Origin of the sequence: Pseudochrobactrum mosebachae (assembly GCF_048914685.1) — a bacterium.
In the GTDB taxonomy this organism is placed as follows: domain Bacteria; phylum Pseudomonadota; class Alphaproteobacteria; order Rhizobiales; family Rhizobiaceae; genus Pseudochrobactrum.
The window spans coordinates 1,555,236-1,569,924 of sequence record NZ_CP128408.1 but is presented as its reverse complement, the minus strand read 5'-3'; the positions used below and the strand labels follow the sequence as shown (position 1 = coordinate 1,569,924).

General features: G+C 51.5%; 11 protein-coding genes and 2 pseudogenes. All 13 read right to left on the bottom strand.

Annotated features, from left to right (window positions below):
• Nucleotides 1–15: 15 nt before the first annotated feature.
• Nucleotides 16–1,020 carry a tRNA pseudouridine(55) synthase TruB gene (gene truB, locus MP213Fo_RS07105; protein ID WP_421090920.1) on the bottom strand — a complete coding sequence of 335 codons (1,005 nt, stop codon included), beginning with the start codon at nt 1,018–1,020 and terminating at the stop codon, nt 16–18.
• Complete coding sequence (gene rbfA / locus MP213Fo_RS07100) at nt 1,020–1,472, bottom strand: 30S ribosome-binding factor RbfA (RefSeq protein ID WP_421090919.1); 453 nt, start codon at nt 1,470–1,472, stop codon at nt 1,020–1,022. The genes truB and rbfA overlap by 1 nt, the downstream gene beginning before the upstream one ends.
• Nucleotides 1,473–1,613: 141 nt before the next feature.
• Nucleotides 1,614–4,079 (bottom strand): annotated as a pseudogene (gene infB / locus MP213Fo_RS07095) (translation initiation factor IF-2); the annotation flags it as partial.
• Nucleotides 4,080–4,556: 477 nt separating this feature from the next.
• A pseudogene (locus tag MP213Fo_RS07090) lies at nt 4,557–4,667 on the bottom strand (hypothetical protein); the annotation flags it as partial.
• Nucleotides 4,664–5,317, bottom strand: a complete 654-nt coding sequence (locus MP213Fo_RS07085) for an RNA-binding protein (RefSeq protein ID WP_421090918.1) — start codon at nt 5,315–5,317, stop codon at nt 4,664–4,666. The gene MP213Fo_RS07085 and the pseudogene MP213Fo_RS07090, both read right to left, overlap by 4 nt.
• A 272-nt stretch (nt 5,318–5,589) precedes the next feature.
• Nucleotides 5,590–7,200, bottom strand: coding sequence for a transcription termination factor NusA (gene nusA, locus MP213Fo_RS07080; protein ID WP_421090917.1), 1,611 nt, complete (start codon nt 7,198–7,200; stop codon nt 5,590–5,592).
• Between the two features lie 116 nt (nt 7,201–7,316).
• Complete coding sequence (gene rimP / locus MP213Fo_RS07075) at nt 7,317–7,997, bottom strand: ribosome maturation factor RimP (RefSeq protein WP_421090916.1); 681 nt, start codon at nt 7,995–7,997, stop codon at nt 7,317–7,319.
• 189 nt (nt 7,998–8,186) lie between these two features.
• On the bottom strand, nt 8,187–8,945 hold the full coding sequence (gene trmB / locus MP213Fo_RS07070) for a tRNA (guanosine(46)-N7)-methyltransferase TrmB (RefSeq protein ID WP_421090915.1): 759 nt from the start codon (nt 8,943–8,945) through the stop codon (nt 8,187–8,189).
• Between the two features lie 164 nt (nt 8,946–9,109).
• Nucleotides 9,110–10,375, bottom strand: a complete 1,266-nt coding sequence (gene metK / locus MP213Fo_RS07065; protein ID WP_421090914.1) for a methionine adenosyltransferase — start codon at nt 10,373–10,375, stop codon at nt 9,110–9,112.
• A 171-nt stretch (nt 10,376–10,546) separates the two neighbouring features.
• Nucleotides 10,547–10,960, bottom strand: a complete 414-nt coding sequence (locus MP213Fo_RS07060) for a helix-turn-helix domain-containing protein (RefSeq protein WP_421090913.1) — start codon at nt 10,958–10,960, stop codon at nt 10,547–10,549.
• Between the two features lie 137 nt (nt 10,961–11,097).
• Nucleotides 11,098–12,801, bottom strand: a complete 1,704-nt coding sequence (gene lnt / locus MP213Fo_RS07055; protein WP_421090912.1) for an apolipoprotein N-acyltransferase — start codon at nt 12,799–12,801, stop codon at nt 11,098–11,100.
• Nucleotides 12,802–13,029: 228 nt separating this feature from the next.
• Nucleotides 13,030–14,085 (bottom strand): hemolysin family protein, encoded by a 1,056-nt coding sequence (locus tag MP213Fo_RS07050; RefSeq protein ID WP_421090911.1) that lies wholly within the window; start codon nt 14,083–14,085, stop codon nt 13,030–13,032.
• A 2-nt stretch (nt 14,086–14,087) separates the two neighbouring features.
• Entirely contained in the window at nt 14,088–14,597 is a 510-nt protein-coding gene (gene ybeY / locus MP213Fo_RS07045; protein ID WP_421090910.1) for an rRNA maturation RNase YbeY, read from the bottom strand.
• Between the last annotated feature and the right edge of the window lie 92 nt (nt 14,598–14,689).

Sequence of the window (14,689 nt, the reverse complement as noted above, 5' to 3'; positions counted from 1 at the left end):
AACACAACACTATGTTTACTGTGTGAACACACGCTTTGGTTTGAACATACCCTGTTCAATATACCCGATGGCCAGCAACTGGTTTTTAAAGTTGGCACAAACTTCATCGGCCTGTGCCGGTGCGTCGCGGCCACGCAAAATTACCGGATTGCCCATTCTGATACGGTGAGCCTGTTCGTCTGACAGCGATATTTGCACCAGATCTTCAAGCGCTGCACCGGTATCAATAATCAAAGCATCAATGGCGGAAAAATCACGTGGTGCTATCGGTTCCGCAAATTCTGCCTCGTCAACAGCCTCGCCATTTTCTTCAGATGTGGTTTCAACTTTAACAGGCAGTGGCGGCCATGCGGCTTCCAGTTCTGCTAAAGTCACGAAATCATCTTCATTGAAAGGCGCAACTTCAAGGCGGCGCAATTCGGCAATATGGCCAAAACACCCCATATCGCGGCCCATATCACGGGCGAGTGAACGCACATAGGTGCCTTTGCCGCATTCAACTTCAAACACAGCCTGTCCGGCTTCATTGATTTCAACCAGCTCTAAGCGGTCAATCTCAACTTCACGCGACGGAATCGCAACAGTTGCCCCCTCACGCGCCAGATCATAAGCGCGCTCGCCGTCAATTTTAATGGCAGAGAACTGTGGTGGGATCTGCTGGATAACACCGGTATATTTAGGCAGTAAAGCGAGGATTTCTTCCTCGGCAGGGCGCTTGTCGGACGTATTTGTGACCGGCCCTTCCAAATCATCTGTTGAGCGTTCTTCGCCCCAAGTGACCGTGAAAGTGTAGATTTTCGTGCCGTCCATCACATAAGGCACCGTTTTGGTGGCTTCGCCCAAAGCAATCGGCAACATGCCTGAAGCCAGCGGATCAAGAGTACCCGCATGCCCGGCTTTTTCAGCGTTAAACAACCATTTGATCTTTGAAACGGCCTCTGTTGAGCCCATGCCTTTCGGCTTGTCAAAGATCACCCATCCGGAAACCGGACGGCCTTTTTTCTTGCCTCTGCGTGCCATTATTCGCCGTTTCCGTTTGGTTTGTTGAGGTTGGTATCAAAACCGTCTTCATCGTCCTGATCTGTTTCAGTCAGGTCACGGGCAACTTCAGGCGAGCGCAGCAAGGCGTCAATCTTGGCAAAATTGTCAAAACTGGTATCAGGACGGAAACGGAATTCCGGCATATATTTCATTTGGCGCAATTGCGGTGCAACGCGGCCACGTAAGAATTTGGCATGGGTAGCCAGTGCTTTAATCACGGTCTGTACATCGGTATTGCCGACAACGCTGATGAAGCATGTGGCAATTTTCAAATCCGGTGACATACGCACTTCGGTGATGGAAACAACGGTATTGTTGAGGGTATCGTCACGGATTTCGCCGCGTGACAGCACTTGAGCCACGGCATGACGAACCTGCTCGCCGACGCGCAACTGGCGCTGTGACGGTCCTGTAGAGGTAAAACGGGACATGTGGACTCCAAAAATATTGCCCAAAACATCGGACGGCGGAAAAGGCAAATGTTGCACATGATCCGCAAAGCCTCCAACGGCTTTTTTAAAAAGGGAACAGCGGCAATGCCCGTATTTCAGGCACTGCCGCTGTTTTATTAATTACAGCGTACGCGTGATCATCTCAACGCGGAAGGCTTCGATGACATCGCCTGCGCGCATATCGTCGTAGTTTTCAAACGCCATACCACATTCCTGACCCATCGGCACTTCGGATACTTCGTCCTTGAAGCGCTTGAGCGTCTTGAGCTTGCCTTCGTGTACAACAACGTTGTCACGGATAAGGCGTACACCGGCACCACGTTCAACCTTGCCTTCGACCACACGGCAACCGGCAACTTTACCGACTTTCGTGATGTTGAAGACTTCAAGGATTTCCGCGTTACCAATGAATGTCTCACGACGTTCTGGTGGCAGCAGACCGGACATTGCCGCTTTAACATCATCAAGCAGATCGTAGATGATATTGTAGTAGCGGATCTCGATACCCTGCTGCTGGGAAAGATCACGTGCCTGTTTATTGGCACGAACGTTAAAGCCGATAATGGCTGCATTTGAAGCTTCGGCCAGAGCAATATCGCTCTCGGTAATACCACCGGCACCCGAATGAACGATACGTGCACGCACTTCGTCTGTGCCAAGCTTGTCGAGAGAAGCGATAATGGCTTCAACCGAACCCTGCACGTCACCCTTAATAACCAGCGGGAACTCTTTGAGCCCTGTTGATTGCAGGTTGGACATCATCTGTTCAAGCGAACCGCGTGAACCGGCCTGACGGGCAACAGCCTTGTCACGTGCCAAACGCTGACGATATTCGGTGATTTCACGTGCTTTGGCTTCATTGGCAACAATGGTAAAGCGATCACCTGCCTGCGGTGTGCCACCCAGACCAAGAACCTCAACCGGCATTGCAGGGCCGGCTTCTTTAACATGTTCGCCACGATCATTGATCAGAGCGCGCACGCGGCCCCATGCATTACCGGCAACAATGATCTGACCCGGATGCAAGGTACCCTTCTGAACCAGAACGGTTGCAACCGCACCACGACCACGGTCGAGCTGGGCTTCGATAACCACACCTTCGGCTGTACGTGTCGGATCGGCTTTCAGATCCAGCAACTCAGCCTGCAACAATACGGCTTCAAGCAGTTTGTCGAGGTTCAGTCTGTTTTTCGCAGACACTTCCACATCCAGCACCTGACCGCCGAGGCTTTCTACGAAAACATCATGCTGCAACAGGGTGGTGCGAACCTTCTGCGGATCAGCAGTCGGCTTGTCGATTTTGTTGATCGCCACGATGATCGGAACGCCGGCAGCTTTCGCATGATTGATCGATTCAATCGTCTGCGGCATCACGCTGTCATCCGCTGCAACCACCAGAATGGCAATATCGGTTGCCTGTGCACCACGAGCACGCATTTGCGTAAACGCGGCGTGACCCGGTGTATCGATAAAGGTGATCTTGTGGCCGTTTTGTTCAACCTGATACGCGCCGATATGCTGCGTAATACCACCGGATTCACCCGATACAACATTGGCACTGCGGATCGCATCTAGAAGTGATGTTTTACCGTGGTCAACGTGACCCATAATGGTCACAACCGGCGCACGGGAAATCATTGCACCCTGATCATCTTCAGTTGTGAAGATACCATCTTCAACGTCAGATTCTGCAACGCGCTTCACGGTATGGCCGAATTCTTCAGCCAGAAGCTGTGCCATATCTGTATCGATGACATCGCCAGGCTTCATCATCTGACCCTGTTTCATCAGGTATTTGATGATGTCGACTGAGCGTTCAGCCATACGCTGTGCAAGTTCCTGAATAGTAATGGTTTCAGGGACAATAACTTCACGCGAGATTTTCTCGCGGGTTTCCTGCATCTGCGAACGCTTGAACTTTTCCTGACGACGACGCATGGCCGAAAGGGAACGCGCACGGCCTTCGTCTTCCAGATTGCTTGTCAGTGTCAGTTTGCCGCGACGACGGTCTTCTTCAGCCTTAGTCGGCTTTGTAGCGCGCACTTCAGGCTTGGCAGCAACATTGCGGCGCACACCTGCCGGACCACGACGATCATCATCATCTTGTGTCTGGGTTTTGCGGTTCAGAACCTGCTGGGTCGGTTTTTTATCGGCCAGCGGCGCTTCAGCATTAATATCGCGTGGCGCAGGTGATGCAGGACGTGCTGTACCGGACTGGTTAGGACGAGCCTGACCCGAGCGGGAATGGCCGGCAGCAGGGCGGTCACCGGCAGGGCGCGGTGATGGCGCGCGTGCAGCGCCAGCAGCAGGCTCACGCTTGCGTGCTTCTGCTTCGGCTTTCGCTTTGGCTTCTGCCTCAGCTTTGCGACGGGCATCTTCTTCAGCCTGACGGCGTTCAGATTCAAGACGCTCGATTTCACGACGCTTTTCTTCTTCGGCGCGGCGCACAGCTTCTTCTTCAGCGCGCTTACGGTCTTCCGCATCACGGATCACAGCGCCTTCAAGGGCACGGCGACGGGCATCCATTTCCGAGCTCGACAGGGTGTTGAGCACCATGCCGGTACGGTCATTGCCACGGTTACGCTGATCATTGCGGGCACCCGGACGCGAAGCACCCTGTGGCTTGTTATAGCCGCCACCTGCAGGACGTGCACCTGGACGTGCGCCAGCCGGCGCCGCCGGCTTAGGTGCAGCAGGCTTCACAGCGGCCGGAGCCGGAGCCGGTGCTGATGTTGCTGCAGGTTTTGCAACTGGCTTAGGTGCAACCGCTTCAACTGGTTTTGGAGCCGGTGCAGCAGGCGCTGCTTCTGGCTCGGCTTTAACAGCAGGAGCCGGAGCTACTTCAGCAGCAGGTGCTGGCTTTGCAGCCGCTTCTGCTACTGGAGCTGAAACCGGAGCCGCTGCTTCAGCGGCAGGTGCTGATACAGCCGGAGCCGCATTCTCTGGGGCAGCTGCAACCGCGTTAACGGGAGCGGCAGCTTCAGCAGCTGTTTCCGGCTTCTCGTCAGGACGTGTAAACTTGCGTTTTTTCGTCTCAACGACCACGGACTTTGTGCGGCCGTGGCTGAAATTCTGCCGTACAGTGCTCTGTTCGACGCCTGGCCGCTTAATGGTCAGCGTCTTTGTCGTGTTGACGCTCAGCGTCTTGTCGTCGCTTGATTTACTGTCGCTCATTCCGTTTCCGTTTCCTTCGCAGCATTCGCTGCCGAATTTTCCAAGTTCGCTGCGCATTCGCCGCGATATTTATGCAGCTGAAGCGCCCGCGTGACGAACCCGGTTGCTGCCGTTCCTTCAATCACGGCAGCATGTATCACATTTCCGCCGCCAAATGCCAAATCCATTTCCTCTCCCGTAAAAAGGGAGTAGGCGGATGTATCTTTACCGCCGGCAACTCTGGTAGCATGACGTGCCTGATCCAGTTTTCTGATGCCGTCGGGCGCTGCGGTTGTTGCATGGAGCACCATTATAGCGCGTCCTGAACGAACCACAGAATCAACTTTTGCCGAGCCGGTAATGATTGCGCCCGCTTTTCTAGCCAGTGCTAGACTGCCAAGAGCGGATTTTGTCAATAGTCTGTCGACCAAAGAGCCTAAATCTGCAGGCACTGAAACCTCTGTTTTTAAGGCACGTGCCAGCAGTTTGCGTTTGACTGCTTCGTCAACAATGCGGCGCTCGGCTTTAATCCAGCAACCGCGTCCGGGTAAATTTCGTTTAATATCGGGTACAATACTACCGTCGGGGGCCGCCACAAACCGGATCAGATCTACAGCCGGGCCGCTCTCTCGTGTAACAATACAGGTCCTGTCATTTTTATCCGGTTTCAACCAGAACTCCACTTCGCTCGAAAACAGCGCCGGTGGAGAGGAGCTGTTTTCTACTTTAATAGTGCTGCGCGGGCATTAAGCCCGTGAGCAGCATTGGAACACAAAGCCAGCGCGGATACTGAATATCCGGCTGTTTGTGCTGTCTGCGGCAACAAGCCTGTATCCGTATTGCAGATACAGGTAGTGTTACCAGTCATTTGCCGCTGCGCGGACATCAAAGTCCGCCCATACGGGTCATAAGAACTACGCGGGTAGCAAGAACAGTCAGCTGCTTACGCATCTGTCTGCTCTTCATCTTCTGTCGCTGCCAGTTCTGAGGCTGCTTCTTCCAGCTGATCTTCTGTGATCCAGCCTGCTTTAAGACGGGCAGCAAGAACCATTTGTTCAGCATCAGCACGCGATACTTCGAAATTCGAGAAAATACCGGCATGATTGATGGTTTCTCCATCTTTGCGCTCACGCCAGCCCACAAGATCATCCACCGCATAACCGGCAAAATCATCCATGGTCTTCACGCCGTCTTCACCGACCGCAACCAGCATCGCACTGGTCAGACCCGGTAATTCACGCAATTCATCCGTTACACCCAATTCCAAACGGCGGTCATTCAGATCACCCTCAAGACGATCCAGATATTCTTTCGCACGCTCCTGAAGCTCGGATGCGGTATCCGCATCAAAACCATCGATCGAGGCAATTTCATCGCTTTCAACATAAGCAATTTCTTCAACCGAACCGAAGCCTTCGGATGCGAGAACCTGACCAACCATTTCATCCACGTTCAGGGCATCCATGAACAGGCTTGAACGTTCAGCAAATTCTTTCTGACGGCGCTCGGATTCTTCATGCTCGGTCAGGATGTCGATATCCCAACCTGTCAGCTGTGAAGCAAGGCGCACATTCTGACCGCGACGACCGATTGCCAGTGACAACTGGTCATCGGGCACCACAACTTCAATGCGCTCGGCATCTTCATCAAGAACAACTTTTGCCACTTCAGCAGGCTGAAGCGCATTGACGATGAAAGAAGCCGCATCCGGTGACCATGGAATAATGTCGATCTTTTCACCCTGCAGTTCGGCCACAACAGCCTGAACGCGTGAACCGCGCATACCAACGCAGGCACCAACAGGATCAATTGAGCTGTCACGTGAGATCACGGCCATTTTGGCGCGTGAACCCGGATCGCGGGCAACCGATTTGATTTCGATAATGCCGTCATAAATTTCCGGCACTTCCATGGTGAAAAGCTTGGTCATGAACTGCGGATGGGTACGCGACAGGAAAACCTGCGGACCACGCTGTTCGCGGCGAACGTCATAAACATAGGCGCGGATACGATCGCCGTAGCGGAATGCTTCACGCGGGATCAGTTCATCACGGCGCACAACGGCTTCACCGCGGCCCAGATCAACAACCACATTGCCGTATTCAACGCGTTTAACAGTACCATTGATGATTTCACCAAGGCGGTCTTTAAACTCGTCATACTGACGGTCACGCTCGGCTTCACGCACTTTTTGCACAATAACCTGCTTGGCCGACTGTGCAGCAATACGGCCAAAATCCATCGGCGGCAGCTGGTCAGCAAGAAAATCACCGATCTGCGCATCAGGATTGCGTTCATGGGCTGATTCCAAAGCGATCTGTGTCGCGTAATCATCAACCAGCTCAACAACTTCAAGCAGACGCTGAAGTTTGATTTCACCGGTCTTGGAATTGATGTCAGCACGGATATTGGTTTCCAGACCATAGCGCGAGCGGGCAGCCTTCTGAATGGCATCAGCCATCGCGGCAATAACGATCTCACGGTCAATAGATTTTTCCCGCGCAACCGCATCAGCGATCTGAAGAAGCTCTAGCCTGTTTGCACTGACTGCCATTGGTCTCTCCTTGGTGCAGCACCCGTTTTTTGCTTCTGGGTGCGAAAGCTTTTTTATTCTGGAACATCAACCTGTGCTCTTAATGACAGGATTGTCCCGAATGCGTTTCAATGCGTTTATTCTTGTTCCGGCGCGTCTGTCTGTTCTGCTGCATCTTCCGGCTCATCAATCAGCTTGTCGCTTAATTCATCGCCGGGGATGCGGCCTTCACGCAGGGCTTTGTCTTTGCGCAGGGCATCACGGATCAGGTCATCAGTCAGAATCAGACGGGCTTCAGCAATCAGCTCAAACGGAATCGGTGTCTGGGCTTCAGCGCCGTATGTAGCCTGATCGATTTCCAATGTCACAGTATCATTTTCAACATTGATAATGCGGCCGCGGAATTTTTTGCGGTTATCATGCAGCATCGATGTTTCAAGTTTAACAATATGACCCTGCCAGTTGGTAAAATCAGATTTACGAACCATCGGACGATCAATACCAGGAGATGAAACCTCCAAGTGATATTTACCGTCAATCGGATCTTCAACATCGAGTACCGGCGAGACGGTACGGCTGACGATTTCACAATCTTCAACCGTCATTGTACCATCAGGACGCTCAGTCATGATTTGCAGTGTCAGGCCGTTTAGGCCGGAAAGCCGGACGCGAACCAGACGGAAACCGGCAGCATTAATCGCCGGTTCAATCAGCTTGGCAACCTTCGCATCAATACCCGTTTCACGGATAATGCGTGGTTCATCCTTGGCTGCATCGAGCGCTGTGATTGCCTGTTCCTGTTGTATCTGTTCGTTCACCCGGAATTCCTTAAAGATTGTTTGCCGGCGGGTAGCTCACTGTTCAGGGTTATTACCAAACAAAAAAGAGCGGGACCGGTGGGACCCACTCTTGTTCTACCGACCAAGAATTTGAAGTGACTATACAGAAAACCACAGTGATTGACAAGGCCGTAATCCTGCGCGCAAGCTTATGCCGTGCCGAATTGCTTAACGTCGTATAAAGGTCAGATAAGCGGCTGTGCGCCCTTCACGAAATGCTTTGGCTTCATAGCGGGTGCCGGGCCATGCCTCGTAGGGCGTATGCCAGTCAGCTGCATTTTGCGCTGTCCATTCAAACGCACCATGATCATGGCAGTGTTGCAGGGTCCAGTTCACATAGCTCTCAATATCAGAGGCAAAGCGGAACAATGCACCCGGTTTTAGCACACGGGCAAAGCGTGTGAGATTTTTTTCACTGACGAAACGGCGCTTCCAGTGTTTTTTCTTGTGCCAGGGATCAGGGTAAAACAGATCAATACCGTCAAGGCAGGCATCCGGCAGCCAATCGAGCACCAGCGTTGCATCATCATCAAACAGACGCAGATTTGCCAGCGGATTGGCATCTTGGGCACCCAGCATTTTGGCCATACCGTTAACAAAAGGCTCAACCCCGATAAAGCCGGCTTCAGGCTTGCGGGTGGCCTCATGTATCAGATGTTCCCCACCACCAAAGCCGATTTCCAGCCTGACTTTTTCTACCGGCGCCATAAACAAGGTGCGCATATCTTGCGGTGCAGGCTGGCTTAGATCCAGCTTAAGCTGCGGCAGCAGGTCTTCACGTAGAAACCGCTGATGCGGGCGCAGTGGTTTGCCGTTTCTGCGGCCATAAAAACCTTCTGTTGCCCGTGAACCACGTACCTGTGTTTCATCCGAGGTGTCAAAATGAGTCTCGTTTTGGCTGTCAGGCTTGTGTTCATTATCAGACATCAGATGTGTTCTTTTTGGTCGGAATTATCGGGATGGCGCTTTGATGATCTGCTTTACACAGAATACAGTGCTTAAAGTCTACCGGTTTTTGCAAAGTAATTTCAAAAGCTAAGGGCACCACACAATCATGCATGATGCCCTCACTATAAAAATATGCTGAAAAATCAGACCTTAAGAGCCGATTTTAACGCCTTGACGAGGTCGGTCTTTTCCCATGAGAAAGAACCGTCGCGTCCGGCTTTGCGGCCGAAATGACCATAAGATGCGGTTTTGGCATAGATCGGCTTGTTGAGATCCAGATGCTTGCGAATACCGGTCGGTGATAAATCCATTACCTGACGCAGTGCCGTTTCCACATCACTTTCAGCCACTTTGCCGGTTCCGTGCAGGTCTACATAGACCGAAAGCGGCTGGGCAACGCCGATCGCATAAGACAGCTGAATGGTGCAGCGGTCTGCAAGACCGGCGGCAATCACATTCTTGGCCAGATAGCGTGCAGCATAGGCCGCAGAGCGGTCAACTTTGGTGGTATCCTTACCGGAGAATGCACCGCCGCCATGGGGTGCCGCGCCGCCGTAAGTATCAACAATGATCTTGCGTCCGGTCAGGCCGGCATCGCCGTCGGGGCCGCCGATAACGAATTTACCGGTCGGGTTGATATACCAGTTGCAATCGGTTGCAATCGGCAAATCGCTGAGCGCTTCGCGGATAACCGGTTCAACGACCTGACGGACTTTGGCTGAATCCCAGCTGTCATCAAGATGCTGGGTCGACAGCACGATTTGTGTAATCTCAGCAGGCTTGCCATTGGCATAACGCACCGTGACCTGACTTTTGGCATCAGGGCCGAGCTTGCCATAATCGCCTTCACCTTTATGGCGGGCAGCAGACAGCAATTCGAGAATTTTATGGGCATAATAAATTGGTGCAGGCATCAGATCAGGTGTCTCACGGCAGGCATAGCCGAACATGATTCCCTGGTCACCTGCGCCTTCTTCGCCCTGACGGTCGGCGGCATTATCAACGCCTTGCGCAATATCCGCGGATTGTGGATGCAGCAGCACATCAATTTTAACGGTACGCCAGTTGAAGCCGTCTTGTTCGTAACCGATTTCACGGATCGCTTTACGTGCAGCAGCCCGGAAGCGTGCAGGGTTAACCTGATGATGACCTTTGGCATCGCGAAGCGGCGTGCCGTCTTTGTCTTTTTTCAGGAATGTATCAGGCACACGAATTTCACCGGCGATTACCACACGGTTGGTGGTGGCAAGCGTTTCACAGGCAACACGCACAGACCACGGATCAACACCGGTTTTGCGGGCTTCCTTATAAATCATATCAACGATTTCATCGGAGATACGATCGCAAACCTTATCCGGATGACCCTCGGATACGGATTCACTGGTGAAAAGATACGAACTGCGTGACACGGGAAACCCCTCTTGAAAACCTAACGCATGCTTGGCATTGCGCAGATACAGTTGTTTGCAGGTTGCGCGCTGATTTATACCGCACAATACCTGCCTATAATCAGCACGAAATGGCGCGATATACAACTATCTGCATGTGTTTATATGGAGATTTGAGCGAAAAATCAGCCTTTAATCATCGTCGTGAGCGAGCGTTTTGACCAGATCAATGATTTTCCTGCGTATTTTCGGATCAGATATTTTAGTGAAGTAACGGGTTAACTGTACACCTTCGGTGGTATGAAGAAAATCAACCACATAGGTGGTTTCATTATCTTCACTGAAGCCGCCATTTGGTTGTCCCGTTTGATCCGGCGCATCTTCAAAAAAGAAGGCCACAGGTACACTTAAAATAGATGAAATTGCCTGCAAGCGGCTGGCACCGACACGATTGGTACCTTTTTCATATTTTTGGATTTGCTGAAAAGTTATTCCAAGATTTTCGCCGAGCTTTTCCTGACTGAGACCGAGCATGTTACGGCGCAAACGAATGCGGCTTCCCACATGAATATCAATAGGATTGGGTTTCTTCTTATTCTCGGTCATTAACAAATGCTCCTCGCTTAAGCGAGCTTTCCTTTATGAAAAATGAGGACTGAAATCTGCATGTTTTCGGGAAATTATAGGGTTCATCTGAAATTTCATCAGCTTCATATGTATATCATAGTATCAAAAATATGATGTCAACCGAAACGCTCGGTACGCATAGCCTTAAACCCCCATGAAAGCGCTGCCATTATCAAAAGAATGATGAAGAACTGCTTTTCACCGGCGGGTTTTCCCCAGAAGGTTGTGGTTTGTTGCGGCAGGCGACCATCAATAAAGCCCACTTCGTTTAAACTCAGCTGCTGAGTGATTCGACCATACGGATCAACAATCGCAGACACACCATTATTGGCTGCGCGCAACAGAGGAAGCCCTTGTTCAACCGCGCGCAATTGTGCTTGCCGGAAATGCTGATAGGGCCCCGGCGTATTACCATACCACGCATCATTAGTAATATTGATAATAGCATTTGCAGGCGCTCCCTCATAGCCAAGTTCGGAGGGAAAAATCACCTCATAGCAAATCAGTGGCAGTAAGGTGAGCTTCGGATTAACAGTCAGCGAGCGCCGCTGAGGTGCTGCGGTAAAGCCGCCCGGCATTTGCACAACTTCTTGCATTCCAAAAGATCGGAGCAGACCTTCGAGTGGTAAATACTCGCCAAATGGTACCAGATGTACTTTATCTGCCGTTAGCGGGCTTGCAGCAGCAGTGCGGCTGGAATTCTTCTCTGAATTGTTAAGAGGGCTATCAATAGCAAAGATGCTGTTGAAATAGAGCGGGTCCTGAAAATTGCCTTGTGCATCCGCTGTGGGCTGATTTGAGCGCACGGCGCCGGCAAGAATAGTCTGGTTTGGCTGCAAGGCCTGCCGCATCGCTTCTATTGCCTGGTCAGCCTGCGGCAATACATAGGGAACAGAGGTTTCGGGCCAGATAATCACATCCGGTTTTACCGGCACTGAATTGTCCGAGCTTGGATTATTAGCAAGGGGCGCACGGGTGCTGAGCTCGAGATGCTTGTCAAAAATGACGCGACGCAGCTGATCATCCCATTTGGCATCCTGTGCTATAGATGCCTGCACAAGGCGGATAACCGGCGCATCACTGGCAAACTCTGCATCAAGAGCAGGGGCATTGTTGAGGCGCCACATTCCGTAACCGACTTGAGCACTCAGCAGCATAATGGCAATTGCAATGCCTGAACGCCAACCGTAGCGTTGTTCTGCGCTGCCAAACAGCAGTGCAGGCATAGCAAATATTAGCACTGCAAGACTGTTCATCCCATACAGGCCTGTAATGGTTACCGATTGCATCCATAAAGGCGATGGCATCAGGGTATAGCCAAGGGAATTCCACGGAAAACCGGTGAGAACAAAGGCGCGCAGCCACTCGGTAATGCCAAGACAGATCGCAAGCACGAAAATACGGACAAGGCCTGCGCCCCAGAAAATACGCGCAATCGCTATAGCGAAAGCGAAGAAAAACGCCAGAAATGCCGGTAATCCCAGCACTGCGAGCGGCAAAGCCCAGGCAAAAGCTTGCGCATCCACCAGCAATGCCATGCCGATCCACCACAGCCCTGCAACAAAATAGCCAAAGCCAAACAACCAGCCAGTGGTAAAGGCAGGCAGCAGGCGCTTGTAGCCTGTGCGGGGCTCTGGGGTTTTATCGCTGTCGATCAACCATATCAGCAAGGGAAAACCGATAAAGCCAGCGGGCAAAAAATCAAATGGCGGTAAAGTCAGCGTGACTACTGCACCGGCAAAAATCGTTAAAAGCGCTTTGCGCCAACCGGTTATGTTTTGGGTCAGGTCAGTGATTTTACGGCTGATAGTGGTTTGCACGGTTGAATAAGCTTTCTGAGCCGGAGCATCGGACGCTAATTATCTTGCATAAAGCACGGTTGCGTACGTGTTCAGCTCCTTCAATGCTACGATTATTACCAATGACGAATTTTAGCTTATCAGCTTAGGAGCTTAATATTAAGAAAAACTGAGGGCAGAATTCCTGAATCCAGATGCCAAAACACCGCCGGTTATGCCAGCGGTGTCTGATGATCAAAAATCTGGTTATCAGCTTTGAAAATATTCGGTATTATTGGGCGTGATCCGCACTTTATGGATGCGGCGAGAATCGGCTTCCAGCACTTCCAGCTCATAATCGGGCAAGGCCTCGACGATCGCGCCGGTTTCCGGAATACGCCCAAGCACAGAGATGATCAGACCGCTCAGCGTGTCAACATCTTCACTGTCTTCACCTTGCACAAAGCCTGCACCGATCAGCTTTTCAAGCTCTTCAAGCTCGGCACGCGCATCAACAGTATAAGAACCGTCAGGATTGCGGATCAGCGACAGTTCTTCATCATCATGTTCGTCTTCAATATCACCGACAACCATTTCGACAATGTCTTCAAGCGATGCCAGACCGTCAGTGCCGCCATATTCATCAATAACCAATGCCATCTGAATATGGCTGGCCTGCATACGTGCCATCAGGCTGCTTGCCAGCATTGAAGAAGGCACAAACAGCACCTTGCGCATCAGATTGAGTTCACTGATCGGCGTTGTCAGGTCGATTTTAGACAGATCATAGCGCTTGGCAGCAGCCGGAGTTGATGTGTCTGTTGCGGTATCTTTTGCGGGGCTCTGATCTCTGCTCATCCGCGTGATGTAATTGAGCACATCACGGATATGGATCATGCCGCGGGCATCATCAAGCGTTTCAACATAGACAGGCATACGGGAATGGCCGGAAGATTCAAACAGTTCCAGCAGCTCACCGAGCGGTGTTGAATATTCAATCGCATCAATATCAGCGCGGCTGATCATCACGTCATCGACGCGTAATTCACGCAGCCGCAGAATATTGTTGAGCATGGCTTTTTCTTCGGCAGAAAAAGCGGCATCTCCGTCATTGTCTTCCGATAAAGCATCCGTCAGATCTTCGCGCAGCGAACTGGTTTGGCGGGAACGGAGAAAAGGAAATAATCCGGCAAGAAGTGAGCGCTTTTCGGTCGGAGGTGACCGTAAAGTACTGGTGATGGTACTTTGCGCTTCAGGATCATTCTGCGATACGGCGTCACTGTTGCCAGTACCCGTTGAGGAGTTGCTATTCGTCTGGTCAGCCATGGTCAATCGTTTTCATTATCGGGTGAATGTATCGTATAAGGGTCAGGTATGGCAAGAGTGAGGAGAATTTTACGCTCCAGAGCTTCCATTTCCTCGGCTTCTTCTTCATCTTCATGGTCATAACCCAAAAGATGCAGCAACCCGTGCACAATCATATGATGCAGGTGCTGATCAAAGCTTTTCTGTTCATCAACAGCTTCGCGTTCTACCGTTTCTCTGGCGATAATAATATCACCAAGCATCGGTCCCGGCTTGTCGCCGGCAGCAATCTCGAAGGCCGGAAAAGACAAAACATTGGTCGGCTTGTCTTTATTGCGCCATTGGGCATTAATTTCCCTAATGGATGCATCATCGGTCAGAACGATGCTGAGTTCTGTGACCATCTTCGGCAAAGCCAATTGCTGCCAGACGGCCTCAGCACAAGCCTCGGCAAGGCTTTCATAAATTTCACTGCCGCCCTTTTCGGGAGTGTCCCAGAGCGGGCTCTCAGTGAGAATATCAATTGTGATCATCTCGGTTCCGTTAAAAGCCTGTTCTATGGCTTACAATCATTAAGAAAGCAGCCCTGCTTTTAACAAGCGGGGCTGCTATATGCACTATATAT

What these genes read in the sequence shown, in the direction of transcription:
- truB (WP_421090920.1), bottom strand. Translation starts at nt 1,020, where the DNA reads ATGGCACGCAGAGGCAAGAAAAAAGGCCGTCCGGTTTCCGGATGGGTG.
- rbfA (WP_421090919.1), bottom strand. Translation starts at nt 1,472, where the DNA reads ATGTCCCGTTTTACCTCTACAGGACCGTCACAGCGCCAGTTGCGCGTC.
- nusA (WP_421090917.1), bottom strand. Translation starts at nt 7,200, where the DNA reads ATGGCAGTCAGTGCAAACAGGCTAGAGCTTCTTCAGATCGCTGATGCG.
- trmB (WP_421090915.1), bottom strand. Translation starts at nt 8,945, where the DNA reads ATGTCTGATAATGAACACAAGCCTGACAGCCAAAACGAGACTCATTTT.
- MP213Fo_RS07060 (WP_421090913.1), bottom strand. Translation starts at nt 10,960, where the DNA reads ATGACCGAGAATAAGAAGAAACCCAATCCTATTGATATTCATGTGGGA.
- MP213Fo_RS07050 (WP_421090911.1), bottom strand. Translation starts at nt 14,085, where the DNA reads ATGGCTGACCAGACGAATAGCAACTCCTCAACGGGTACTGGCAACAGT.
- ybeY (WP_421090910.1), bottom strand. Translation starts at nt 14,597, where the DNA reads ATGATCACAATTGATATTCTCACTGAGAGCCCGCTCTGGGACACTCCC.